Genomic DNA, 25,027 nt, shown 5'->3' on the forward strand with positions numbered 1-25,027 from the left:
CCCGCACGTCGGTCACCGGTCAGTCCCGCTTGCGTTCGGTCTCGGCTCGGGCCTGGTCGACGCCGTGGTCGGTCTGGTCCGCGAACCGCCCCTCTTTGATCCGGTCCCGGAAGGTTCCCTCGGTGACCTTGTCGAACTTCTCGCGGACGGTGTCGGCCAGGTTCTCCAACCGTTCCTCGGCCTGTTGGGCAACCTTCTTCGCCGGCTCCGCCACTGCTCCCCCTCGCCATGCCGACAGGTCCGAATTAAGCCGGTTGGACCTGTATTGACAAGTTAACGGAAACGACCCGGCCCGCGCCGGGAAATCGGGGCGCGGGCCGGGCCGGAAAAAGCGAAGAAGAGGTCAGCGATCGGGCGTACGGCGGGGCCGCCAGACCACCAGCGCGGTGGACGTGCGATTGGTGGGCACGAGATCGCGGCCCGGGAAACGGGCGAGCGACTCCAGCTCGGCCACCCGGCGGTACGCGGCGTCCAACTCCGCCTCCAGCCGGGCCACCCGCTGCTGCGCCTGCTCCAGCAGACGCTCCAGCCCGATGATCCGCTTGACCCCGGCGAGGTTGATCCCGTCGTCCTGGCTGAGCCGCTGCACCTCGCGCAGCAGCACCACGTCCCGCACGCTGTACCGACGCCCACCACCGGCCGCCCGACCGGGCTGCACCAGCCCCAGCCGGTCGTACTGGCGCAGGGTCTGCGGATGCATCCCCGCCATCCGCGCCGCGACCGAGATCATCAGCACCTTGGCCTCGTAGGCAGGGTCACCCGAACCGAGGAACTCGCCCGACATGCCGCTCACCTCCGCGTCCATCCCACCGGACTAACTGACCCGACGCACCCGAGCGTCGAGATGTTCCCGCGCAGCCGGCGGACTCTGCTCGGCGAACGCCTCCAACGCCGTACGCGCCTCGTCGGACAGTCGAGCCGGCACCACCACGTCCAACGTGACAAGCAGATCGCCTGCCTGCCCGTCGCGGCGCACCACACCCTTGCCCCGCGCCCTCAGCACCCGGCCGCTCGGCGTACCCGGCGGCACCCGCAGGGTCACCGCGCCGTCGAGCGTGGGCACCCGCAGGTCCGTGCCGAGCACTGCCTCCGCGAACGTCACCGGCACGGTAAGGGTCAGGTCGTCACCGGTACGCCCGAACAGCTCGTCCGGCCGGACCTTGACGTGCACGAACAGGTCGCCGGCCGGACCGCCGCGCTCGCCCGGCTCACCGCGCCCGGCCAGCCGGATGCGTTGGCCGTCGGCCACCCCGGCCGGGAAGCGCACGTTCATCGTGCGGGTCTTGGTGACCCCACCGCTGCCGTGGCACTCGGGGCACTTCTCCTCGACCACGGTGCCGACGCCCTGGCAGTTGCGGCACGGCTCGGAGAAGCTGAACGACCCCTGGTTGCGGGTGGTGACCCCGGCGCCGTGGCAGACCGGGCAGGTACGCGGCTGGGTGCCGGGCTTGGCGCCGTTGCCGTGGCAGGTGTCGCAGACACCCGGGGCCCGCAGCGTGAGGGGCAGTGTCACCCCGCGTACCGCGTCGCCGAAGTCGAGCGCCACCTCGGTCTCGACGTCCCGACCACGGGCCGGACCGCGCGGCGCGGCCTGCCCGGCGCCCTGCCCACCGGAGAAGATCGAACTGAACAGGTCCTGGAAGCCGGCACCGCCGAAGCGACGGTCACCACCTCCGGCAGCGCCGCCGCCGAACAGGTCGGAGACGTCGAACGGCATACCGCCCGGCTGGCCGCCGCTCCGGGCGTTGCGCCGGAACGCGCCCGACCCGAACAGCGAACGCATCTCGTCGTACTCCCGGCGGCGGCCGGCGTCCGACAACACGTTGTACGCCTCGGACGCGGCCTTGAACCGCTCCTCGGCCTTGGCGTCGCCCGGGTTGTGGTCCGGGTGCGACTCCCGCGCCACCTTCCGGTACGCCTTCTTGATGTCATCCGCGGAGGCGGCCTTGTCCACGCCGAGCACGGCGTAGAAGTCCTTCTCGAGCCAGTCCTTCGAACTCACCGGTCCACCCCCTTCCAACAGTCGTGGCCCGGCCGTCCCGCCCGCCGCGCGGCGGGCGGGACGGCCCGGTCACCGTCTCGCACTATTCCGGATCCGCGACCGCGACGAGAGCGGGGCGCAGCAGCCGCTCACCGAGCTGGTAGCCGCGCCGCATGACCTGCACGCAGGTCGGTTCGCTGACCTCGGTCGAGGTCTGGTGCGCGACCGCCTCGTGCCGGGTCGGGTCGAACGGGTCGCCCTGCTCGCCGAAGGCGTTCAGACCGAACTTGCCGAGCGCGGTGGTGAGCTGTTCCGCCACCGTGCCGAACGGCCCGACCAGGTCGCCGTGTTCCCGGGCCCGGTCCAGGTCGTCCAGGATCGGCAGCAGCGCGGCGAGCACCGAGCCGGTCGCCTGCTCCTGCACCAGGCTGCGGTCCCGGTCCACCCGCTTGCGGTAGTTGGCGTACTCCGCCGACACCCGTTGCAGGTCGCGGGTCCGCTCGTCCAGCTCGGCCCGCAGCGCCTCCAGCTCGGCACCGAGCGCGGTGCCGGGGGCACCGCCGTCGGCCGGCTTCGCCGGGGCGTCCACCACCGGCGGGCCGGACGGCTCCGGACCGTCGGTGGAGTTGACCTCGACCTCGATCTCGTCGACCACGATCTCGGCGTCCTCGACGAGGCCCTCGGCGGGAAGGTCACTCCCCGCGTCGGCGGCCGCGCCCTCCGGCTCCGTCGCGTCGCTGATCTTGCGGTTGTTGCGGATGACGACCCGCTCCTCGGCACCGGTGTTCGGCTCCGTGGGCGCGGAGCCACCCGGCGTCGACCCGGTGTCGCCCGGGTCGGCGGCTCGTGGCTTCTGCGTCATGCGGCTACCTCATCCCTTCGCCGTGGATTCGTGTCGGAGGCCGACGGTCACTTCTTGCCGTCCTCGTCCACGATCTCCGCGTCGACGACGTCGTCGCCGCCACCGGTGCCGCCGGCCTGCGGGCCGGTCGGACCGGTCGCGCCGGTCGCACCCGGGCCGGCCTCGCCGCCCGGCTGCTGACCCTGCTCGGCCTGCTGGGCGTAGAGCAGCGAACCGGCCTGCTGGGAGACCTGCGCCAGCCGCTCGTGCGCCGACTTGATCTTCTCGATGTCCTGACCACCGAGGGCGCCGCGCAGCTCGCCGAGCGCCTCGTTGAGCTGCTCCCGGTTCTCGGTGGGCAGCTTGTCGCCGCTCTCGGCGAGGAACTTCTCGGTCTGCCACTGCAGCGCCTCGGCCACGTTGCGGGTCTCGGCGTCGTCGCGGCGACGCTTGTCCTCCTCCGCGTGCTCCTCGGCGTCCCGGCGCATCCGCTCGATGTCGTCCTTCGGCAGCGAGGAGCCGCCGGTGATCGTCATCTTCTGTTCCTTGCCGGTGCCCAGGTCCTTGGCGTGCACGTTGACGATGCCGTTGGCGTCGATGTCGAAAGCGACCTCGATCTGCGGCACGCCGCGCGGCGCCGGCGGAAGGCCGGTCAGCTCGAAGGTGCCGAGCTTCTTGTTGTAGGCCGCGATCTCCCGCTCACCCTGGAACACCTGGATGAGCACCGACGGCTGGTTGTCGTCAGCCGTGGTGAACACCTCGGAGCGCTTGGTCGGGATCGTGGTGTTGCGCTCGATCAGCTTGGTGAAGATGCCGCCCTTGGTCTCGATGCCCAGGCTCAGCGGGGTCACGTCGAGCAGCAGGACGTCCTTGACCTCACCCTTGAGCACACCGGCCTGGAGGGCGGCGCCGACGGCGACTACCTCGTCCGGGTTGACGCCCTTGTTGGGGTCGCGGCCGGTGAGCTGCTTGACCAGGTCGGTCACGGCGGGCATGCGGGTCGAGCCACCGACGAGGATGACGTGCTCGACGTCCGAGATCTTGATCCCGGCGTCCTTGACGGCCTGCTCGAACGGGCCCTTGCAGCGGTCCAGCAGATCCTGCGTCATCCGCTGGAACTCGGCGCGGCTGAGCGTCACGTCGAGGTGCAGCGGGCCGGCGGAGCCGGCGGTGATGTACGGCAGGTTGATGTTGGTGGTGGTCGCCGCCGACAGCTCGATCTTGGCCTTCTCGGCGGCCTCACGGAGCCGCTGGAGGGCCATCTTGTCCTGACCGAGGTCGATGCCGTGCTCACCGCGGAACGTCTTGACCAGGTGGTCGATGATCCGCTGGTCCCAGTCGTCGCCACCGAGGTGGTTGTCACCGCTCGTCGACTTGACCTCGATGACGCCCTCGGCAAGCTCCAGCAGCGACACGTCGAAGGTGCCGCCGCCGAGGTCGAAGACCAGGACGGTCTGCTCCTTGGAACCCTTGTCCAGCCCGTACGCCAGGGCGGCCGCGGTCGGCTCGTTGACGATCCGCAGCACGTTGAAGCCGGCGATCTCACCGGCCTCCTTGGTGGCCTGGCGCTGGCTGTCGTTGAAGTAGGCCGGAACGGTGATCACCGCGTCGGTGATCTGCTCGCCCAGGTACGCCTCGGCGTCCCGCTTGAGCTTCATCAGGGTCCGGGCCGAGATCTCCTGCGGGGTGTACTTCTTGCCGTCGATGTCGACGGACCAGTTCGTGCCGACCTCGCGCTTGACCGAGCGGATCGTCCGGTCCGGGTTGGTCACCGCCTGGCGCTTGGCGACCTCACCGACGAGCACCTCGCCGTTGCGGGCGAACGCGACGATCGACGGGGTCGTCCGCGAGCCCTCCGCGTTAGCGATGACGGTGGGCTCACCGCCCTCGAGAACGCTGACGCAGGAGTTCGTCGTGCCGAGGTCGATACCGACCGCACGTGCCATCTTCGCTTCCTCACTTCGTAAGGTTGTGCAGGTGACGGGCACCGCCCGCGCTGCCTGGCGGGCACCGCCCGCAGCGGACCACACCACAAGTTGAGTGAACTTGACTCAATAGTGCCACGCCCCGGCGAATCGTCAAGTCGACTTGAGCCGACCCGACGCAACCCACCCGTTACTACCGTCCGGTTGTCTTCCCTTGCATCGGTCGGGCACGCTTTAGCGGTGACGACGCACGGCGATTCCGCCACCCGTTCCGGCGCGCCCGCCGTCGCCGCCCGCACCGGCCCGCCGGACGCCGCGGAGGAGCCGCCCGCCACCACCGGGGACGACAGCCTCCCCGGCGCGCTGACGGGCCTTCGGGCCGCGATCGGTGCCACCCGGTATCCCCTCGCGCTGCCCTCCGCCGGGTCCGCCCGGCACACCGCCGCCGCCCTCACCGACCAACTCGACGACTACCTGCTGCCCCGGCTCGCCCGGCTCGACGCACCCCTGCTCGTGGTGGTCGGCGGCTCCACCGGCGCGGGCAAGTCGACCCTGGTCAACAGCCTGGTCAAGGCCCGGGTCAGCGCCGCCGGTGTGCTCCGGCCCACCACCCGCTCCCCGGTGCTGGTCTGCAACCCGGCCGACGCGACCTGGTTCCGGCAGGGCGACCTGCTGCCCGGGCTGACCCGCACCACCGAGCCGAGCGAAGATCCACGCGCGCTGCACCTGGTCACCGCCCCCGCCCTGCCACCCGGGCTGGCCTTCCTCGACGCACCTGACATCGACTCGGTGGTCGACGCCAACCGGGCGCTTGCCAGCCAGTTGCTGGCCGCCGCCGACCTCTGGCTCTTCGTCACCACCGCCGCCCGGTACGCCGACGCGGTGCCCTGGGAGCTACTGCGCAGCGCCCGGGCGCGGGGCGCGGTCATCGCGATGGTGCTGGACCGGGTCCCCGCCGAGGCCACCGACGAGATCGCCGCGCACCTGGCCGAGATGCTGGAGGCGCAGGACCTCGGCAGGGCACCCCTGTTCGTCCTGCCCGAGACGTGGGTCGACGGCCAGGGGCTGCTGCCAGAGGGGGTCACCGCACCGCTGGCCGACTGGTTCGCCCGGCTGGCCGCGGACGCCGACGCCCGGGCCGCTGTCGTCCGACAGACCCTGGACGGCGCGCTCGCCGCGCTGCACCCGGCCGTCGAGGAACTGGCCGACGCCGCCGACGAGCAGGTCGCCGCCGCCGACGGGCTGGACGAGCGGGTCCGGGCCGCGTACCGGGGCGCCGAACGGACCGTCGAGCAGGGCCTCCAGGACGGCCGGCTGCTCCGCGGTGAGGTGCTCGCCCGCTGGCAGGAGTTCGTCGGCACCGGCGAGCTGTTCCGCACCCTGGAGGCGCGCATCGGACGCCTGCGGGACCGGGTGGTGGCCGCCGTCACCGGCCGGCCGGCGCCCTCCGCCGAGCTGCGCAACGCCATCGAGTCGCAGCTCGTCACGCTGCTGCGCGGGGTGGCGTCCGAGGCCGCCGAGTCCGCGTACACGTCGTGGAAGGCGCACCCGGCCGGGGCCGCTCTGGTCGATCCGGCGCTCGCCCACCCGAGCGGTGACCTGCCCGAGCGGGCCGAACGGATGGTTCGCGACTGGCAGCGGGGCGTGCTGGAGCTGGTCCGGGTCGAGGGCGGTGACAAGCGCTTCGTGGCGCGTACGGCCGCGTACGCGGTGAACGCCACAGGGCTGGCCGTGATGATCGCCGTGTTCGCGTCCACCGCGTTCATCCCGACCGGGCTGGAGTTGGCCACCGGTGCCGGCACCACAGTCGCCGCGCAGGCCGTACTCCAGGCGATCTTCGGTGACCAGGCGGTGCGTACCCTTGCCGCCAAGGCCCGTGGTGACCTGCTGAAACGGGTACGAACGCTGCTCGACGCGGAGGCCGACCGCTTCCTGAGCCGCACCGCCGAAGCCCGGCCCGACGCGGAGGCCGGCGACGGGTTGCGCCGCGCCGCCGGCCGGGTCGAGCTGGCCCGTCACCGCAGTGGCCTGGCCGCCGACGAGGAGGACTCCCGGTGAGCAACATCACCGGTCGGATCCGGGAGGCGTTCCGGAGTGACAAGCGCGTCGACCCCGACGTGCTGATCGCCCGCCTGGACGCCGTACGCCGGTTCCTGACCGCTGTGGACGGCCTGCTGCCGGACGCCGAACTGGTGCCCGCGCACACCCTTGTCGAACGCGCCGGCACCCGGCTCGCGCTGTCCCGCGACCACACGGTGGTCGCCCTCGCCGGTGCCACCGGCAGCGGCAAGTCCAGCCTGTTCAACGCGCTGGCCCAACTGGAACTGTCGCCGGTCGGTGTCCGCCGGCCGACCACAGGCGTCACCCACGCGTGCGTGTGGGGGCCGCTGGAGGGCGCGAACCGGCTGCTCGACTGGATCGGCGTACTGCCCCGGCACCGCTTCGTCAGGGAGAGCGCGCTCGACGCGGACGACGAAACCGCCCTGCACGGGCTGATCCTGCTCGACCTGCCCGACTTCGACTCGGTGCAGCGTTCCCACCGGCTGGAGGTGGACCGGCTGCTCGGCCTGGTCGACCAGGTGGTCTGGGTGGTCGACCCGCAGAAGTACGCCGACCGGGTCATCCACGACAGCTACCTGCGCGAGTTCCACAGGCACCGCGACGTCACACTTGTCGTGCTCAACCAGGCCGACCGACTGCCCCCGTCCGAGCTGCCCCGGGTCCTGGACGACCTGCGCCGGCTGCTCGACTCCGACGGCCTGACCGGCGTACCGCTGCTGGCCACGACGGCCATCGACCCGGCCGGGATGGTCGGGCTGCGCAGCGCGCTGGAGCGGACGGTCGCCGAGCGGCAGGCCGCCCTGCGTCGGCTCGCCGGCGACGTCGACTCGGTGGTCGCCGGCCTGGACGAGCTGGTCGGGTCGGCACGCCCGGCGGGTGGCCCGGACGACGCGACAGTCGCCGGGTTGAACAGGGCACTGGCCGGCGCGGCCGGCGTACCTGCGGTGAGCGAGGCGGTGGAACGGGCGTACCGGCATCGGGCGGGCGCGGCCACCGGCTGGCCGCTGGTTCGAGGCTGGCGGCGGCTGCGGCCCGACCCGCTGCGCCGGCTGCATCTGCCCGCACCGACAGGCGAGGCCGCCGACCCGGCGGCGGAGAGCCTGGTCGCGGCGACCTCGGTGCCGGATCCGACTGTCGCGCAGCGTTCCGCGCTGGGCCTGGCCGTCCGCGCGGTGGCCGATCGGGCCGCCGCCGGCCTGCCCGCCGCCTGGCCCACAGCGGTCACCGCGGCCGCCCGGTCCCGCCACGACGACCTGCCGGACGCGTTGGACCGCGCGATCGCCGGCACCGACCTCGGCCTGGACCGTCGACCGCTCTGGTGGCGGATCGTCGGCGGCGTGCAGTGGCTGGTCACCCTGGCCGCCGTGGTCGGCCTGGGTTGGCTGGTCCTCGGGTACGCACTGCGGGTGCTCGGCCTGCCCGCGCTGGACGACCCGATGGTCGGCGAGGTGCCACTGCCCACCGTGCTGCTGCTCGGCGGCCTGCTGGCCGGGCTGCTGGTGGCGGCGCTCACCCGGCCGGTGGTGCGCTGGGCCGCCCAGCGGGCACGGGCCCGCGCCCGGCAGCGGCTGACGGTGCGGGTCGCCCAGGTGGGTGAGGAGTACGTGCTCGCCCCGGTGCGGATCGTGCTCGCCTCGTACGCGCAGGCACGGGACGCGCTGCACGACGCCGCCCGCCGCTGACGCACCCACGGCTCGCTACTGCTCTGCGTACCGGCGCAGCGGCGTAGGGTCGGAGTATGGCCACGCCTCAGACCCCCTACGACGCGGTGCTGCACGCCGCACGCGACGTGACCAAGCTGGAGTCCGCGCTCGACGCCGAGATGCTCGGCAGCGCCCTGCTGGGCAGCGTCTACGCGATCGCGGAAACCGACCGGGACACCGCCGTACGGGAGTTCGTCACCGGGTTCCTCGCCGCGACCGCCCGTCGTCGAGTGGCGTCGGCGACCACCATCCGGCAGGTCTTCGCCGCGCTCGTCCCCACCGCCGACGGCACCGAGCGGGTGCGCCCGGGCAGCCAGGCGCCCAGCTGGACGGGCCAGCTCGGCCGGGTGCACCTGACGGGCAGTTGGGCGTACGGCGACGTGTACGGCGACCAGACCTCCTACCTCGCCACCTTCGCCTACGACGACGCCTCCGGGGGCGCGGAGCACGCGCTCGTGGCCCTCGTGGACCACAACATCGGCATCACCAAGGACATCTTCGTCGGCGGGCCGGCGGAGCGGATCCTGGACCAGGTCCGGCAGATGTGCGCGGACGACGAGTTGACCTGGTTCCGTACCGAGGATCCGGCCCGCCTGCGCGGCGAGGTGGCCCGGCACCTGGCGGTCACCGACGAGCTGAGCGAGTTGCCCGGCGAGGGCTCCCTCGCCACCGATCGGGCGCTTGTCGGCGCCCGGTTGGCACTGCTGCCCACCGCCGCCGACCCGACCGGCCCGGCCGAGGTCGAGCCGCTGTCCGCCGCCGAACGCACCGACCTGGTGCGGCGGTTCCTGGCCGCGCCGGAGGCCGCCCGGTTCGGGCTGGACACCGTCGACGGCCCGGAACTGGCCTCGCTGCACTTCTGCCTGAGCCTGCTGCTGGACCACTCGGCGAGCTTCCCGGACGCCGACCCGATGCGGTGGAGCCCTGCGGTGTCCGGGCTCTTCCTGCTCGACTGGGTGCACCGCCGCGCGGTACTGGACATGGACGACGCGGCGATGCTGCCCCGGGTGCTGCGCGCCTGGGCCCGGTACGCGTCGCGCCAGCGGGGCCTGCCCGAGGCGGCCGCGACACGGACCGACGAGGCGATCGAGGAGATGGTGCCGGAGTTCGCGCGGCTCTACTCGACAGGTGAGCGGCGCAGCCCGGCCACGGCGGCCGTGGCGCAGTTGATGGCCGACGGGGTGGACCCGGACGACCCGGCCGCGTTGGACGCCTGGATCGAGGCGAACCGGCACCGTCTCGCCGACGACGGCGCCTGAGCGTCTCCCGGGCGGACGGCCACCTCGCCGGCCGCCCGGGCCGCATCCCCGACCCGGACGTCCGAGCCGCCCGGGGGCCGGCGCCGGTCGAGCCCGCTCACCGCAGCAGGCCGAAGACCACGCCGGCGATCAGCGCGCCGATCGTCCCGCCGGCCAGCACCTGCGGCACGGTGTGGTCCCGCAGCCGCACCCGGGACCAGCCGACGACGGCCAGCAGCGGCGCGGCGACGAGCAGCCGGCCGCCGAAGATCAGCGCCAGGATGACGAGCGTGCCGGCGGCGACCGCCGAGTGGATCGACATCTTCCACCAGTGGCTGACCGTGACGGTCACGACGAGGCCGATCAACCCGGCGACCGCGAGCGCCAGCACCGGACGCGGACCGTCGAGCACGGTGAGCAGCGCGAGCCCCGCCGTCACCGAACCGAGGCCGATCAGCAGGGGCACCCTACGCTGCTCCCGACGGCCGAGGTGGTGGTCGGTGAGCCGGCCACGTCGTACGCCTCCGACGATGTAGGCGAACGGGATCCCGGTGACGAAGAGCGTGGCGAGCAGGCCCCAGGCCAGGCCGTGACCGGTACGCCGGGTGCTGTGCCAGCTCACCGTGAAGATCAGCAGTGACACCAGCACGGCCGGAGCGGTCAGCTCGGTGACGAGCCGGGCGACCCGCAGCCCCGGGCCGGGTCGGGTGACCGGGCGGAGTTCCCCACCGCCGCCCACGCCACCCCCTCCGGTACGCGCCTACCCCCGAACAGCGCCGGCACCGGACGGGCCGCGCCTGACCGTCACCGTACCGCCGGGGACACCGTGGGGTACGTCGGTCCGGCGAGCGGCGAGGGGGTCACCGGGCGCGTCGGCGGGCAGCCGGGCGACGTCACGGCGGTCGGGGCGGGTCGGCTGGCCGGTGGGGGCGTCGGCGACGTGTCGCGTGTCGCGGCCGGCTCGGACACGGTGGCGCTCGGCACCGGTGTCGTGGCCGGTGTGGACAGGGTGGTGGTCGGGACTGCCGTCGCGGTCGACGAGACGGTGTCGGTGGGCGTCGGACCGGCTGTCGTCGTCGGTGTTGGCGTCGGGTCCGGCGGAGCGGTCCGCGTGGGCGTCGGCGTCGGGCTGGCGGGCGGTGGGGGCACGGCCGGTCGGGTGCTCCGGGTGGGCCCCGGCACCGGTGGCAGCCCACGGTCGACGTGCACCGGGTCGACGGCTCCCGGTCGCTCCGCCGTACGCCTGGGTGCGGCCGGCAGCCAACCGGGCGTCGCGGTCGGGCCGGCGCCGGGCGTGCCGAGCGGAGGTGGCGCCGGCTGGCTGGCCATCGGAGGGGGGAGCAGCACCGGCCCGACCGAGGGCGTCGGGATGAACGGGGTGCTGCTGTCCGGCAGGGCGGTGCTGCCCGGGGTGGCCGAGCCGGCGCTGATCGCGGCGAGGATGGGCATCGACGCGGTGCCGGCCAGCAGTGCCACGGTGAGCAGGTAGCCCCGGGAGGGACCACCCACGCCGGGAGCCCGGTGCACGCCGACCACCCGCCGGTAGCCTCCGCCCGACCGGTGCCGGCCGAGCGCGGGTGTGCCGGGACCGTCACCTGGCTCGTACACCGCACACTCCTTGTCGTCGGCCGTCGCGGGACGTGGATGGACGTCACCGGCGGCAGAACCCGGCAATTGACCCGATCGACGTGATCTGGCGGTAATCAGCCTCGCCCAGTCACCCTCCGTCAGCCAACCTCCACCGCGTGTCGACACGCGATGCTGTCCGAACGGTGACGAATCATCGCCGGAACACCCGGTGGACGAGAGAGAGCACGATGGCGACAAAGGACAACAAAGGGTGGACGGTCGGAATGCGGGGCGGGCGTACTGTGGGCCCGCTCACCTGCTCTGCGAATATGGAGCACGACGGCAACGCAGCCGTGACCTCCGCGCACCCTCGCGGCAGGCGCGGTTGAGTGCCGGCGCTCCCGAACCGGATTCGGCCAGAATCCGGCTCACGCCGTGCGGCAACCCCCACCGGGGCTAGGCGCGGCCGCCAGGAACCGGTCCGGCAGCAGCCGGGCAGGCGCACGAGTTGCGCGGCCGGGTGACCCCCCGGTGCCGACGCAGACACGACAGGGAGAGACCGATGGCAAAGGGCGACCCCGGGGGCACCACCCGCGGCAGGCGGGCTGCACCCCGCTCCAGGAAGGGCACGGCCGGCGACCCCGCGCTGGTACAGCTGCTCACCCCCGACGGCGAGCGGATCGACAGCGCCACCGGGCCGGACGGCACCGAGTACCGCGTCGACTTCACCGACGAGGAATACCGCGGTCTCTACCGTGACCTGGTGCTGGTCCGGAAGCTGGACGCCGAGGCGACCGCACTCCAACGCCAGGGCGAGCTGGGCCTCTGGGCCAGCCTGCTCGGCCAGGAAGCCGCACAGGTCGGCTCCGGCCGGGCGCTGCGTACCCAGGACATGGCCTTCCCGACCTACCGGGAGCACGGCGTCCTCTACTGCCGGGGCATCGACCCGATCATGCCGCTCGGCCTGTTCCGCGGCGTCGACCAGGGCGGCTGGGACCCGAACGAGTTCAAGTTCAACATGTACACGATCGTCATCGGCGCGCAGACCCTGCACGCGACCGGCTACGCGATGGGTATCACCATCGACGGCAAGACCGGCACCGACGACGGCGAGGCCGCGATCGCCTACTTCGGCGACGGCGCCACCAGCCAGGGCGACGTGAACGAGGCGTTCGTCTGGGCGAGCGTGTTCAACGCGCCGCTCGTCTTCTTCTGCCAGAACAACCAGTACGCGATCTCCGAGCCGCTGGAGCGGCAGACCCGCGTCCCGCTCTACCAGCGGGCCGCCGGCTTCGGCTTCCCCGGCGTACGGGTGGACGGCAACGACGTGCTGGCGTCGTACGCGGTCACCCGCACCGCGCTGGACAACGCCCGGCACGGGCAGGGCCCAAGCCTGATCGAGGCGTACACCTACCGGATGGGTGCGCACACCACCTCCGACGACCCGACCCGCTACCGGATCGCCAGCGAGGTCGAGGCGTGGCAGGCCAAGGATCCGATCGCCCGGGTCAAGGCCTTCCTGGAGAAGCAGCAGATCGCCGACGCGGCCTTCTTCGCCGAGGTCGACGAGCAGGCCCGCCGCGAGTCGGTGCACCTGCGCGAGCGGGTGCTCGAGATGCCGAACCCGGAGCCGGTGACGATGTTCGACCACGTCTACCCCAACGGGTCTCCGCTGCTCGACGAGCAGCGCGCGCAGTTCAGCAGGTACATGGAGTCGTTCGAGGGGAGCGCCCACTGATGGCCACGGAGACGCTCACCATCGGCAAGGCCCTCAACACCGGTCTGCGCCGCGCATTGGAGAACGACCCGAAGGTCGTCATCATGGGCGAGGACGTCGGCAAGCTCGGCGGCGTCTTCCGGATCACCGACGGCCTCCAGAAGGACTTCGGCGACCAGCGGGTGATCGACACCCCGCTCGCCGAGTCCGGCATCATCGGCACCGCCGTCGGCCTGGCGATCCGCGGCTACCGGCCGGTCTGCGAGATCCAGTTCGACGGCTTCGTCTACCCCGCGTACGACCAGATCGTGTCGCAGGTGGCGAAGATGCACTACCGCTCGGGCGGCAAGCTCAACATCCCCATGGTGATCCGGATCCCGTTCGGCGGCGGCATCGGCGCCGTCGAGCACCACTCCGAGTCGCCGGAGGCGTACTTCGCCCACACCGCCGGCCTGAAGGTGGTGACCTGCGCCAACCCGCAGGACGCGTACGTGATGATCCAGCAGGCCATCGCCTCGGACGACCCGATCGTCTTCCTGGAGCCCAAGCGACGCTACTGGGAGAAGGGGCCCGTCGACCTGGACGCGCCGCTGTCCGACGCGTACCCGCTGCACTCGGCCCGGGTGGTGCGGCCCGGCACGGACGTGACGGTGCTGGCGTACGGCCCGATGGTGCGGACGTGCCTGGACGCGGCGACCGCCGCCGCCGAGGACGGCCGGGAGCTGGAGGTCATCGACCTGCGCTCGCTCTCCCCGTTGGACCTGACGGCGGCGTACGAGTCGGTGAAGCGCACCGGCCGCGCCGTCGTGGTGCACGAGGCGCCGTCGAACATCGGTCTCGGCGCCGAACTGGCCGCGCGGATCACCGAGGAGTGCTTCTACTCCCTGGAGTCGCCGGTGCTGCGCGTGACCGGCTTCGACATCCCCTACCCGGCCGCCCGGGTGGAGGAGGAGTTCCTGCCCGACCTCGACCGGGTGCTCGACGCCGTCGACCGCACCTACGGCTGGTGAGCGGCATGTCCCGGATCAAGACGTTCAACCTGCCCGACCTGGGCGAGGGGCTGACCGAGGGTGAGATCCTGACCTGGCTGGTCAAGGTCGGCGACATCATCGAGCTGAACCAGCCGATCGTCGAGGTCGAGACGGCCAAGGCGGCTGTGGAGATCCCGGCGAAGTGGGCCGGGCAGGTGCAGGCGATCCACCACCCGGAGGGGACGACTGTCGAGGTCGGTACGCCGATCATCGCCATCGACACCGACCCGGGTGCCGGCCCGCTGGACGTGCCGTCGACCACTGCGACGCCCGGCGATGACCTGCCCACCCCGTCGGCGGCGTCGCTGGCGGCCGTGGAGCTGGCACCGGCCGAGGGCATGGTCGAGCCGGGTCTGATCGGCGGTCCCGCCCCGGGCGGGCGGACGGCGGTCCTGGTGGGCTACGGCCCGCGTACCACCGCCGCGAAGCGGCGCCCGCGCAGGGGCGGTGTTCCGGCGCAGCCCGCGGCCCTGGCGGCGCCCGCGCCGGTCCTGCCTGTCGCACAGCCGGCCGTCGCGCCCACGCCTGCGCCCGCGTCGAACGGGCAGCGTGCCGCGCTGGTGCTGGCCAAGCCGCCGGTGCGCAAGCTCGCCAAGGACCTCGGGGTCGACCTGGGGACGCTGACCGGGTCGGGCCCGCTGGGCTCGATCACCCGGGAGGACGTGCAGCAGGCGGCGAGCGGGACCGTGGCGGCTGCCGAGCCGGTCGCCGTCACGTCGGCGGCGACCAGCGCCGCGAGCTTCGGCGTCGACCGCGAGCAGCGCATCCCGGTCAAGGGGGTACGCAAGCTGACCGCCGAGAACATGTCCCGCTCTGCGTTCACCGCCCCGCACGTGACGGAGTTCCTGACCGTCGACGTGACCCGGGCGATGAAGGCGCTGGACCGGCTGCGCGGCCGGCGGGAGTGGCGGGACGTGCGGGTGTCGCCGCTGCTGCTGGTGGCGAAGGCGGTGCTCCTGGCCGTCAAGCGTCACCCGATGGTCAACTCGACCTGGGCGGGCGACGAGATCGTGGTCAAGGAGTACGTCAACCTCGGCATCGCGGCGGCCACCGAGCGTGGGCTGATCGTGCCGAACGTCAAGGACGCCGGGCGGCTCTCGCTTCGGGAACTGGCGGACGTGTTGAATGACCTGGTGCAGACGGCGAAGTCGGGCCGTACGTCTCCGGCGGACATGTCCGGCGGCACCCTGACCATCACCAACGTCGGTGTGTTCGGGGTGGACACCGGCACGCCGATCCTCCCGCCGGGTGAGTCGGCGATCCTGGCCTTCGGCGCGGTGCGGGAGATGTCCTGGGTGCACAAGGGCAAGGTCAAGGCCCGCCAGGTCACCACGCTGGGGCTGAGCTTCGACCACCGGATCATCGACGGTGAGCTGGGGTCGAAGTTCCTGCGCGACATCGGGGACTTCCTCGCCGACCCCGAGGCGGCGCTGCTCGCCTGGACCTGACCGTCCGGATCACCAGCCACGGCCGGTGTGCCACGGGTTAACGCCCGGCACACCGGCCGTTTCCGTTGGGCGACGAAAACGTCGGCTCGGGTGCCTGTTGACCTTCGATTGTTAGGCAAGTGTCTCAGCTCACCTAATAATCGATGGAAGTTGGAGACGTTCTGCTGTTGAATAGAGGCATCAGGGGCCGACAACCGAATAAGCCAGGGGGACCCACCAATGAGCATGATCGAGCGAATCCGCAACCACCGCGACGCCACCCGCCGCGCCCGTGCCATCCAGCACGCGCTGCGCTCGGCGAACACGCCGGCCGTTCGCGAGGAACTCCTCGTCATCGCCCAGCGTCACATGAGCTGACGCTCCACGACATTCCTCACCTCCTCCAGATCGATGGCCCACCCGGCCCACCGGGTGGGCCATCGGCGTATCGCCGCCACGTGGCACCGGGATTCCGCCCTGTCGCCACGCCCGGTACGGTGGGCTTCGGTCGCCGCCCGCCGACCCCCACCGGCCGAGTCGATAGAAGCTGCTCGACACCACTCGGCAACACGGAGTGACGGGCGGTGCTCCTTGGACACCCCGTGCCGCCACCCGATACGGTGCGGGGAGCCGGCACGCCGGTGACGCCGGCAGCCATGCCGAGGAGACCGATCGGCACCGGCGGCCGACATGTGATGGAGGAGGCGCACCCATGACGTCCGAGGGCCCGCACCGTCCCGGCCAGGAGCCGGACGAGGTGTCACCGGGCGCCGGCGGACCGGCGCCGTACGGCGACCGCCCGGCGCAGCCGGACAACGGCTACAACGCCGCCGGCCCCGACCTGGGTTGGGCGCCACCCCCGCCGGCGCAGCCGAACCAGGGCACCCCGGCCTGGGCCAACCAGCCCGAGCAGCAGCCGAACCCAGCCTGGGGTGCTGCCGCCGCGCCGCAGCCCGCCGAGCCGGCACAGCCCGCCTGGGCCACCGGCGGTGGCGCGAGCGAGCCGCAGCAGTCCGGCGCCTGGGCCGGCAACAACCCCGCCCCCGACAGCCCGCAGCAGCCCGCCCAGTGGGCCGCGCCGCAGCAGGGCTGGACGCCGCCCGAGCAGGCCGCGCCCACCTGGGCCGCCGGCGCCACCGAGCAGCCCGACTGGGCGCAGGCCCAGCCGACCACGAGGGGCGCCGCGCAGGTCCCGCCGGCCACCACCGCCTGGCCCGCACAGGAGGACCCGTCCCGTTCCGGTGGCTGGGGCACTCCCGCGCAGGTCAGCCCGGCCGCCGGTGACTGGCGCGGCGACGAGCAGCAGCCCGAAGCGGCGCAGTCCGGTGGCTGGCCCGCAGGGGCGGGCCAGCAGGACCAGCCATCGTGGAGTCCGGCGGAGCAGTCGCCCCCGTCGTGGGGCCAGCCCTCCCAGCCGGCCGAGCAGCAGGCCCCCGCGTGGGGGCAGGCCGAGCCGGCCGCCGCGCGCGGCGCCGCCCAGGTGCCGGCACCGTCGACGAACTGGCCGGGCCAGGACGACCCGGCCCGCTCCGGCGGGTGGGCCGCCCAGCAGCAGGCCCAGCCCGCCAACTGGGGCGACAACGCCGACGCGCAGCAGGACGAGCCCCAGCAGCCGGCCGCCTGGGGTGGCCAGGCCGAGGCGCGTCCCCAGCAGCCCGACTGGGTGCTCGCACAGCAGGACCAGCAGGCCGGACGTCCCCAGGCCGAGCAGCAGGCCGGCGGCGGCTGGACCCCGCCGGAGCAGCCCGGCCTTCCGGCCCGGGCCAGCGCCAGCGTGCCCGGCAACGACGGCACGCCCGGTTGGGCAACCGCTCCGGACAATCCGACCCCGCAGAGCGGTGCCGGCTCGGCGGAGATCCAGCCGTGGGCGCCCGGCGAGGTGTGGGGCCGCGCCGAGGCGGAAGCCTCCGCCCAGTCCCGCGGCGGCTGGGAGGCGGACCAGCGCGACGACTCGCCCATCTACCAGCCCGCGCCCGCGCCGGGCATCTCGCCCGCCAACGCCGTACCGCTGCCGCCGCAGGAGCAGCGCGTGCCGGGCGCCAGCCTGGCCGCCGCCCCGCCCGCCGACTTCGCGCCGCAGAACCAGTACGCCCCGATCCCCGAACAGCAGGCGTACGCCGAGCGGGAGACGCCGGAGGCGGCCGCACACTACGAGGCCGAGCCGGCCGGTTGGGGTCGCGCCGAGGAGGCTCCCGCGAGCGGTGCCGTGGTGCCCGCCCCGCGTACCTCCCCCGAATCGGGTCGCACGGTCGTACCAGCGCCGGAGGCCGAGTCGGCGGCCGGCGCCGTGGGCCGGGCCTCGGCGAGCGCCTCGGTGCCGCTGGCCAGCCGGGTGATGCCCCCGACGGACCAGGCGATGCGGCCGTCCGGCACGCCCGCACCCCAGCCACGGGTGTACGGCCGTCCCCCCGCGCCCGAGCCGGCGAACGAGCCGGAGCAGGACGCCTTCCCGGCCGAGCAGGCCTCCGAGCGTCCGGGCGCACCGGACTGGCAGAACCCGCCGGCCGCCCCCGACTGGCAGAACGGCCCGGAGCGCCAGGGCGCGCCGGACTGGCAGCAGGGTCCGGACCGGCAGGCCGCCCCGGGTTGGGGTGGCGAGCCCACGCCGGACCCGCGCTTCGACGACCGAGACCGGCCGTCGACGCCGAACGGGTTCGGTGAGGCTCCGTCCGCACCTCCGGCGTTCCCACCGGGTGTGCCGTCCTTCGTCGACGCGCCGGGCAACAACCGACAGGTGAACGGGGTGCGGCCGCAGGCCGGCGCCGAGCGACCGGCCGACCGGTTCGGCAGCGCCGCAGCACCGGCCGCCGGTGCCGCCACGGTCAACGGGGCGCCGGGCTTCGGCGGTCCGCCGTTCGGTGGCCCCAACGCCGACCAGGCACCGAGTGCCGGCTTCCCGCCAGCGTTCCCGCCGGCAGCCCAGCCGTCCGCGCCGTCCTCCTGGGGTCAGGAGCAGGAGCAGGGCCGCTTCGACGCGTTCAAGCCGGACGCCGAGGAGCCGAAGGTCGAAGCGCCGACGCCGAAGGTCCGCAACGGCCGGGTGCTGGCCGCCGTGCTGATCGCCGCGGTGCTCATCCTGGCGGTGCCGCTCGGCCTGCTGATGCTGCTCGGCAAGTTCGGCGGTGGCGACGAAACGCCGGCGTTCGACCCGGCGGTCGGCACCTGCGTGAAGAAGTCCGGTGACGGTGCCTCGGCGGCGGACTGCGGCGAGGCGGGCGCGTTCACCATCGTCTCGAAGGTGGAGGCGAAGGAGAAGTGCACCGACACGACGCAGCCGTACGTGGTGCTGCCCGGCGACGGCGCCAACCGGGTGCTCTGCCTCAAGCCGGCGACCCCGTAGACACACGGTGAAGGCGGGGCCACGGACGTCCGTGGCCCCGCCTTCGTCGTACGCCGAGCGGGTGGCGGTGATCAGGTGACGGGTCACGGCGGCCGGGCCGGTGGGGCGTGGCAGGCTGACAGGTATGGGAACGACAGCGCGTGTACGTGCGCCGGAGCTACGCGGCCGGGGATGGCTCAACACAGGCGGCCAGGACCTGCGCCTGCAGGACCTGCGCGGCAAGATCGTCCTGGCGGATTTTTGGACCTTTTGCTGCATCAACTGCCTGCACGTGCTCGACGAACTCCGCCCGCTTGAGGAGAAGTACGGCGACGTGCTCGTCGTGATCGGCGTGCACTCGCCGAAGTTCGAGCACGAGAAGGACGCCGACGCGCTGGCCGCCGCCGTCGAGCGGTACGGGGTGCACCACCCCGTACTCGACGATCCCGAGATGGACATGTGGCAGCAGTACGCGGCCCGGGCCTGGCCGACGCTGTCGGTGATCGACCCCGAGGGTTACGTGGTGGCCACGATGGCCGGTGAGGGGCACGCCGAAGGGCTGGCCCGCCTGATCGACGAGCTGATCGCCACCCACGAGGCCAAGGGCACCCTGCACCGGGGTGACGGCCCGTACGTGCCGCCGCCCGCGCCGGACACCACGCTGCGCTTCCCGGGCAAGGCGGTGGTGCTGCCGGACGGCAACCTGCTGGTTTCGGACTCGGCGCGGCACTCGCTTGTCGAGCTGGCCCCGGACGGCGAGTCGCTGGTGCGCCGGATCGGCTCGGGCGAGCGGGGTAGGGCCGACGGGCCGGTCGGCGCGGCGTCCTTCTCCGAGCCGCAGGGCCTCTGCGTGCTGCCCACGCACGTCGCCGAGGTGGCGGGCTACGACCTGGTCGTCGCCGACACGGTCAATCACCTGCTGCGCGGCGTACGCCTGGAGACCGGCGAGGTGGTGACCGTGGCCGGCAGCGGTAGGCAGTGGCGCGCGTCGGTCGACGACCACGCGCACGACGCGCTGGCCGTTGACCTCTCCTCCCCGTGGGACCTGGCCTGGTACGACGACAAGCTGATCATCGCGATGGCGGGCATCCACCAGCTCTGGTGGTTCGACCCGATCAAGCGGACCGCCGGCATGTACGCGGGCACGACTGTGGAGGCGCTGCGCGACGGCCCGCTGGCCGAGGCGTGGATGGCGCAGCCGTCGGGGCTCTCCGTCTCGGCTGACGGCGTCCGGCTGTGGATCGCCGACAGCGAGACGAGCGCGGTGCGGTACGTCGAGAACGGGGTGATGGGCACCGCCGTCGGGCAGGGCCTGTTCGACTTCGGGCACGTGGACGGGCCGGCGGAGTCGGCGCTGCTCCAGCATCCGCTGGGGGTGTGCGCGCTTCCTGACGGTTCGGTGCTGATCGCCGACACGTACAACGGTGCGGTGCGTCGGTTCGACCCGGCCACCAACCAGGTGTCCACCGTCGCCGACGGGCTGGCCGAGCCGAGCGACCTGGTGCTGACGCCTGCCGGTGAGGTGCTGGTGGTGGAGTCCGCGGCGCACCGGCTGACCCGCCTCGCCCCGGGCGCGCTGTCTGCGGCGGGTGCCAGCACTGTGGACGGGCCCCGGCACCGTACCGAACGCAAGCCCACCGACATCGCGTCCGGCGAGGTCACTCTGGACATCGTCTTCACGCCCGCGCCCGGGCAGAAGCTCGACGAGACGTACGGGCCGTCGACGCGGCTTGTGGTTTCCGCGTCGCCGCCGGAGCTGCTGGTGGAGGGTGCCGGCACGGGCACCGAGCTGTCCCGCCGGCTGGTGCTCAACGGCGAGGTCTCCGGCGGGGTGCTCCAGGTGACGGCGCAGGCGGCGACCTGCGACGCGGACGTCGAACACGCGGCCTGCCACCTGACCCGGCAGGACTGGGGCGTACCGGTGCGGGTGGTCGACGGGGCGGCGGAGCGGCTTCCGCTGGTGCTGCGGGGTCTGGACGCGTAGCGCTCAGGCGAACGCGGCAAGGGTGACCCCGGCGTCGATCAGGCTGGCGCGGACGAGTTCGGTGGCGGAGACCGCGCCCGGTGTGTCGCCGTGGACGCAGATCGAGTCCACCGGGCAGGGGACGACTGTGCCGTCCACCGCGACGATTGTCCGTTCGGTGGCCATCCGTACCGCACGGGTGGCCACCTCCTCCGGGTCGGTGACCAGCGCGCCGGAGGTGCCGCGCGGCACGAGCGTCCCGTTGGGCAGGTAGCCGCGGTCGGCGAACCCCTCGGCGACCACAGGTAGGCCGGCGCCGACGGCGAGCTGGGCGAGCACCGAGCCGGGCAGGCACAGGACTGGCAGTTCGGGGTCGTAGCCGCAGATCGCGGCGACGACGGCGGCGGCCTGGGACTCGTCGGTGGCGGCGGCGTTGTAGAGCGCGCCGTGCGGCTTGAGGTAGCGGACCCGGGTGCGGAAGAGCCGGCAGAACGCGTCGAGCGCCCCCAACTGGTAGGTCACCTCGTCGCGCAGCTCGGCGAAGTCGTACGCGATGCGCCGCCGGCCGAAGCCGGCCAGGTCCCGGTAGCCGACCTGCGCGCCCACCGCGACCCCGCGCTCGGCGGCGCCCTCGCAGACCCGCCGCATGGTGGACGGGTCGCCGCCGTGGAAGCCGCAGGCGACGTTCGCGGAGGTGACCAGGTCCAGCAGTGCGTCGTCGTCGCCGAGTCGCCAGATGCCGAATCCCTCGCCCAGGTCAGCGTTGAGGTCCATGGAATCTGACGGTAGTACCTGGCCGGGCCTGCGCGAGCGGTGTCACGTCGGTGACCACCCCGATGACCGGGTATCCGCCGGTGGTCGGATGGTCGGCGAGGAAGACCAGGGGTTGGCCGTCGGCCGGCACCTGCACCGCGCCGAGCACGATGCCCTCGCTCGGCAGTTCGCCGGCGACCGCGCGGGGCAGCGGCGCGCCGGCGAGGCGCGCGCCGACCCGGTTGCTCACCGGGCTCACCGTGTACGGGGTGCCGAACAGCAGGTCGAGCGCGGTAGGGGTGAACCAGTCGTCGCGGGGGCCGAGGCGCACGGTCAGGCGCAGCTCCGGCGGGTGCGCCGTGCCGATGGCCAGGTCGACGGGCGCGGGGTCGCCGAGCGGCCGACCGACGGGCAGCAGGTCACCGTCGCGCAGCGGGGGCGGGCCGAGCCCGGAGAGGGTGTCGGTGCAGCGGCTGCCCAGCACCGGCGGTACGTCGATCCCGCCCGCCACGGCCAGCCAACTGCGTACGCCCCGACGGGCCGGGCCGATCCGCAGCACCGCCCCGGCCGGCACGCTGAGTGGACGTCCGGTGTCGCCGGGCCGCTCGCCGACCTGCACGGGCACCTCGGCACCGGTGACGGCGACGGTGGTTGCCCGGGTCGGCCGCAGCACACAGCCGGTCAGGGTGATCTCCAGACCGGCGGCTCGCTCGGGGTTGCCGACCAGCCGGTTGGCCAGTCGCAGGGCGGCCGGGTCGAGCGCGCCGGACCGGGGTACGCCGAGGTGCGCCCAGCCGGGCCGGCCCTGGTCCTGGACGGTGGTGAGTGCTCCGGCGCGCAGTACCCCGATCTGGGTGTGCCCGGTCACGCCGCCACCATCCGCACCTCGGTGCCCGGGGGGAGCCGGGCCGGTGGGTAGGCGTGCACGTCGAAGAGGACCAGCTCGGTCCGACCGACAAGCAGCCACCCGCCTGGGGACGCGCTCGGGTAGATGCCGGCGTACGGCCCGGCCAGAGCCACCGAACCGGCCGGTACGCGGGGCCGGGGCGTGGGCAGTCGGGGCAACGCCAGCTCGGCGGGGAGGCCGGTGAGGTAGGGGAACCCGGGTGCGAAGCCGCAGAAGGCGACCCGGAACCGGGTGCCTGTCAGACGCCGCACCACCGCCGGAACGTCGACACCCCAGTGCTCGGCGACTGTTGGCAGATCCGCCCCGTCAAACGCGACCGAAACAGGAACCGCCCTCCCATCCCGTTCTGTCGGGAGAGAAAGTGCAGGATCGCCGCGGTTGGGGGCTGGTGTGGGACCGCTTGCGGCTCTCGCGGTCGCGGTTTGCCGCGCGGTGGTGGTTACCGTCGGCGCCCAGCGGGACAGCAGGGCGGCGGTGGTGGCGGGATCCGGAAGTCCGTCGAGCAGCACGGTGCTGGCGGCCGGCACGATCTCCACGGCGGTCAGGTCTCCGCGTTCCCGGCGCTGCCACAACTCGGCCCGCCAGGCCTCGACCAGGTCAGCCGTGAACCCGTCACCGAGACCTGCGCAGTCAATCAACAGGGCGTCCACCCCGACAGGCCAAATCCGCATCGACCCATCTTCACCCCCATCCCTCGCGATCTTGCACTTTCTGCGACGACGAAAATGGGCAATCTTCCCATTTAGCAGACAGGAAGTGCAAGATCGACGCTAGGCCCTGAGGGTGCCACGCGTCACCGCGGCAACTACTTGCAGGTAACCTACGGTGCCGTAACCTGAGGTGGTGACCACCTCCGCCCCGCTTCGCCTGAAGCCGGTCGACATCGGTAAGCCCCGGATGCGCGGCTGGCTGCACACGTACGCCTTCTTCGTCGCCCTGGTCTCCGGCATCGTGCTCTGCTCGATCGCGGCCACCCGGCCGGGCTGGGCACCCCTGGTGAGCTGCGTCGTCTACAGCCTGACGGTCTGCGGGCTGTTCGGCACCAGCGCCCTGTACCACCGTCGCGTGTGGTCCGAGCGCGGCTACCAGGTGATGCGCCGGATGGACCACTCGATGATCTTCGTGTTCATCGCCGGGACGTACACCCCGCTCTGCGTCATGCTGCTCTCGACCCGGCAGGCGACCATCATGCTGGCCCTGGTCTGGGGTGGCGCGCTGGGCGGAGTCGCGCTCAAGCTGATCTGGCCGCATGCGCCGCGCTGGGTGTCCGCGCCGCTCTACCTGGCGCTCGGCTGGGTGGCGGTGGCCATGCTGCCGGACATCCTGCACGGCGGCGGCGTCACGACCCTGGTCCTGCTGATCGTCGGTGGGGCGATCTACAGCATCGGCGCGGTGTTCTACGCCCTGCGCCGGCCCAACCCGTGGCCGACCGTGTTCGGGCATCACGAGTTCTTCCACGCCTGCACCCTGCTGGCCGCGCTCTGCCACCACATCGCGATCTACTTCGCGCTGTTCGCCTGACCCGCCGGAACCGACCCCGCCGGAACCTGACCCGCCGGAAAACGCGAGCCGGGGCCCCGCCACGCTGCGGGACCCCGGAGTTCGCGAACGAGGGTCAGGCCGGCGGACCCGGCCGACGCACCTCGCGGTACTCCTGCACGACCCGGTCGTCCTGGACCGGCACCACCCGGTCGGCCACGACGCGCTCCTCGCGCACCGGCGCGGCCACCACCCGGCGGCGGCTGTTCCAGAAGTAGAGAGTGGTGAGCAGGCCGGCGACACCGGCCAACATCAGCACCCAGCCGACCACTGACAGGTTCAGCCAACCCATGTCGGCTTCCACGGCGAATGCGAGGATCGCGCCCAGCGCGATCAGGAAGATGCTGCCACCAATGCCCATGTTTCGCTCCTCGGCTCTAACCTGGCGTACTGCCCGCCGCGGCCGTCGGTAGGGGTGCGGCATCCATCGACTTACCCCGGCACGGAGATCGCCAATCGGGCAAGCTGGGTACATGACGGACGCCCACGCCGAGACACGGACACTGGTGCTGCTCCGGCACGCGAAAGCCGAGCAGGGCAGCGACGCCGCGGACGACGCCAACCGCCCACTGAGCCCGCGCGGAGACGCCGACGCGGCAGCCGCCGGCGCGTGGCTGGCCCACCACGGGCTGCTGCCCGACGTGGTGATCTGCTCGACCGCGCGGCGCACCAGGCAGACCTGGCACGGCGTGGCGATGGGCATGACCGGCGCACCGCCGGAGGGCGGGCCGACCGGGCCGAGCCCGACCGTCCGCTACGAGCCGGGCGCGTACGACGCCCATCCCGAGGAACTGCTGGCGCTTGTCCGCACCGTCGACCCGGCGGCCCGGACGGCGTTGCTGATCGCCCACAACCCGGGCATCTCGCTGCTGTCCGCGTTCCTCGACCCGGAGGGGACGGACGAGGAGGGTCTGCGGACCGCCGAGTCGGCCGTGCACACGAGCACCAGCGCCTGGGCGGATCTGGGCCCGGCCGGGGCGCGGCTCACCGCGCGGCACACGGCACGAGGTTGAGCCACCCGCCGAGGACGACGGGTGGCTCAGGGTGGGCCGC

General features: G+C 73.0%; 22 protein-coding genes. 12 read left to right on the forward strand and 10 right to left on the reverse strand.

The features are described 5' to 3' along the window. Positions 1-19: 19 nt before the first annotated feature. The 5 genes from ACFY1S_RS14050 to dnaK all read right to left on the reverse strand — a co-directional run bounded on the left by ACFY1S_RS14050 (position 20) and on the right by dnaK (position 4,768). A complete protein-coding gene (locus ACFY1S_RS14050; RefSeq protein WP_387116942.1) occupies positions 20-214 on the reverse strand; it encodes a hypothetical protein in 195 nt (64 codons plus the stop codon). 129 nt (positions 215-343) lie between these two features. Continuing rightward, positions 344-784 (reverse strand): heat shock protein transcriptional repressor HspR, encoded by a 441-nt coding sequence (locus tag ACFY1S_RS14055; RefSeq protein ID WP_030332087.1) that lies wholly within the window; start codon positions 782-784, stop codon positions 344-346. A 30-nt stretch (positions 785-814) separates the two neighbouring features. Further along, entirely contained in the window at positions 815-2,002 is a 1,188-nt protein-coding gene (gene dnaJ, locus ACFY1S_RS14060; RefSeq protein WP_387116945.1) for a molecular chaperone DnaJ, read from the reverse strand. An 82-nt stretch (positions 2,003-2,084) separates the two neighbouring features. Continuing rightward, entirely contained in the window at positions 2,085-2,843 is a 759-nt protein-coding gene (gene grpE / locus ACFY1S_RS14065; protein WP_387116948.1) for a nucleotide exchange factor GrpE, read from the reverse strand. A gap of 47 nt (positions 2,844-2,890) precedes the next feature. After that, positions 2,891-4,768, reverse strand: a complete 1,878-nt coding sequence (dnaK, locus tag ACFY1S_RS14070) for a molecular chaperone DnaK (RefSeq protein ID WP_387116951.1) — start codon at positions 4,766-4,768, stop codon at positions 2,891-2,893. Between the two features lie 219 nt (positions 4,769-4,987). Between dnaK and ACFY1S_RS14075 the strand changes: the two genes are divergently transcribed. Genes ACFY1S_RS14075 through ACFY1S_RS14085 form a run of 3 tightly spaced genes read left to right on the forward strand, consistent with a single transcriptional unit; the run spans position 4,988 to position 9,770 of the window. Next, positions 4,988-6,805: an ABC transporter gene (locus tag ACFY1S_RS14075; protein ID WP_387116953.1), complete on the forward strand. Its 1,818-nt coding sequence runs from the start codon at positions 4,988-4,990 to the stop codon at positions 6,803-6,805. Continuing rightward, positions 6,802-8,490: a GTPase gene (locus ACFY1S_RS14080; RefSeq protein WP_387116956.1), complete on the forward strand. Its 1,689-nt coding sequence runs from the start codon at positions 6,802-6,804 to the stop codon at positions 8,488-8,490. The genes ACFY1S_RS14075 and ACFY1S_RS14080 overlap by 4 nt, the downstream gene beginning before the upstream one ends. 56 nt (positions 8,491-8,546) lie before the next feature. Continuing rightward, the gene (locus ACFY1S_RS14085; protein WP_387116959.1) at positions 8,547-9,770 is read left to right on the forward strand and encodes a hypothetical protein; all 1,224 of its coding nucleotides are present in this window, start codon (positions 8,547-8,549) and stop codon (positions 9,768-9,770) included. A 97-nt stretch (positions 9,771-9,867) separates the two neighbouring features. Here ACFY1S_RS14085 and ACFY1S_RS14090 read toward each other — a convergent pair whose 3' ends face one another. Next, positions 9,868-10,488, reverse strand: a complete 621-nt coding sequence (locus ACFY1S_RS14090; protein WP_387116962.1) for a phosphatase PAP2 family protein — start codon at positions 10,486-10,488, stop codon at positions 9,868-9,870. Between the two features lie 87 nt (positions 10,489-10,575). Here ACFY1S_RS14090 and ACFY1S_RS14095 point away from each other — a divergent pair, with 87 nt between their 5' ends. From ACFY1S_RS14095 to ACFY1S_RS14125, 7 genes are all read left to right on the forward strand, one after another. Then, positions 10,576-11,238, forward strand: a complete 663-nt coding sequence (locus ACFY1S_RS14095; protein ID WP_387116965.1) for a hypothetical protein — start codon at positions 10,576-10,578, stop codon at positions 11,236-11,238. Between the two features lie 642 nt (positions 11,239-11,880). Next, positions 11,881-13,056, forward strand: coding sequence for a pyruvate dehydrogenase (acetyl-transferring) E1 component subunit alpha (gene pdhA / locus ACFY1S_RS14100; RefSeq protein ID WP_387116968.1), 1,176 nt, complete (start codon positions 11,881-11,883; stop codon positions 13,054-13,056). Continuing rightward, complete coding sequence (locus ACFY1S_RS14105) at positions 13,056-14,045, forward strand: alpha-ketoacid dehydrogenase subunit beta (protein ID WP_364369866.1); 990 nt, start codon at positions 13,056-13,058, stop codon at positions 14,043-14,045. Before pdhA ends, ACFY1S_RS14105 begins: the two co-directional genes overlap by 1 nt. A 5-nt stretch (positions 14,046-14,050) precedes the next feature. After that, positions 14,051-15,514, forward strand: coding sequence for a dihydrolipoamide acetyltransferase family protein (locus tag ACFY1S_RS14110; protein ID WP_387117672.1), 1,464 nt, complete (start codon positions 14,051-14,053; stop codon positions 15,512-15,514). Between the two features lie 219 nt (positions 15,515-15,733). Continuing rightward, positions 15,734-15,871, forward strand: a complete 138-nt coding sequence (locus ACFY1S_RS14115; RefSeq protein ID WP_167517372.1) for a hypothetical protein — start codon at positions 15,734-15,736, stop codon at positions 15,869-15,871. Positions 15,872-16,205: 334 nt separating this feature from the next. After that, positions 16,206-18,833, forward strand: coding sequence for a hypothetical protein (locus ACFY1S_RS14120; RefSeq protein WP_387116971.1), 2,628 nt, complete (start codon positions 16,206-16,208; stop codon positions 18,831-18,833). Between the two features lie 124 nt (positions 18,834-18,957). Then, on the forward strand, positions 18,958-20,796 hold the full coding sequence (locus ACFY1S_RS14125) for an NHL domain-containing thioredoxin family protein (RefSeq protein ID WP_387116973.1): 1,839 nt from the start codon (positions 18,958-18,960) through the stop codon (positions 20,794-20,796). Positions 20,797-20,799: 3 nt separating this feature from the next. Here ACFY1S_RS14125 and ACFY1S_RS14130 read toward each other — a convergent pair whose 3' ends face one another. Genes ACFY1S_RS14130 through ACFY1S_RS14140 form a run of 3 tightly spaced genes read right to left on the reverse strand, consistent with a single transcriptional unit; the run spans position 20,800 to position 23,106 of the window. Continuing rightward, positions 20,800-21,549, reverse strand: coding sequence for a LamB/YcsF family protein (locus ACFY1S_RS14130; protein ID WP_387116976.1), 750 nt, complete (start codon positions 21,547-21,549; stop codon positions 20,800-20,802). Next, positions 21,533-22,396: a biotin-dependent carboxyltransferase family protein gene (locus tag ACFY1S_RS14135; RefSeq protein WP_387116979.1), complete on the reverse strand. Its 864-nt coding sequence runs from the start codon at positions 22,394-22,396 to the stop codon at positions 21,533-21,535. Before ACFY1S_RS14135 ends, ACFY1S_RS14130 begins: the two co-directional genes overlap by 17 nt. Next, entirely contained in the window at positions 22,393-23,106 is a 714-nt protein-coding gene (locus ACFY1S_RS14140) for an allophanate hydrolase subunit 1 (RefSeq protein WP_387116982.1), read from the reverse strand. Before ACFY1S_RS14140 ends, ACFY1S_RS14135 begins: the two co-directional genes overlap by 4 nt. 172 nt (positions 23,107-23,278) lie before the next feature. Here ACFY1S_RS14140 and ACFY1S_RS14145 point away from each other — a divergent pair, with 172 nt between their 5' ends. Next, positions 23,279-23,956: a hemolysin III family protein gene (locus ACFY1S_RS14145; RefSeq protein ID WP_387116984.1), complete on the forward strand. Its 678-nt coding sequence runs from the start codon at positions 23,279-23,281 to the stop codon at positions 23,954-23,956. Positions 23,957-24,050: 94 nt separating this feature from the next. On the opposite strand, the gene ACFY1S_RS14150 is transcribed toward ACFY1S_RS14145, so the two are convergent. After that, a complete protein-coding gene (locus ACFY1S_RS14150) occupies positions 24,051-24,335 on the reverse strand; it encodes a DUF6458 family protein (RefSeq protein WP_364369889.1) in 285 nt (94 codons plus the stop codon). Positions 24,336-24,447: 112 nt separating this feature from the next. Here ACFY1S_RS14150 and ACFY1S_RS14155 point away from each other — a divergent pair, with 112 nt between their 5' ends. Next, the gene (locus tag ACFY1S_RS14155; protein ID WP_387116988.1) at positions 24,448-24,987 is read left to right on the forward strand and encodes a SixA phosphatase family protein; all 540 of its coding nucleotides are present in this window, start codon (positions 24,448-24,450) and stop codon (positions 24,985-24,987) included. Positions 24,988-25,027 lie beyond the last annotated feature (40 nt).

Origin of the sequence: Micromonospora sp. NPDC000663 (assembly GCF_042898105.1) — a bacterium.
GTDB lineage: Bacteria > Actinomycetota > Actinomycetes > Mycobacteriales > Micromonosporaceae > Micromonospora.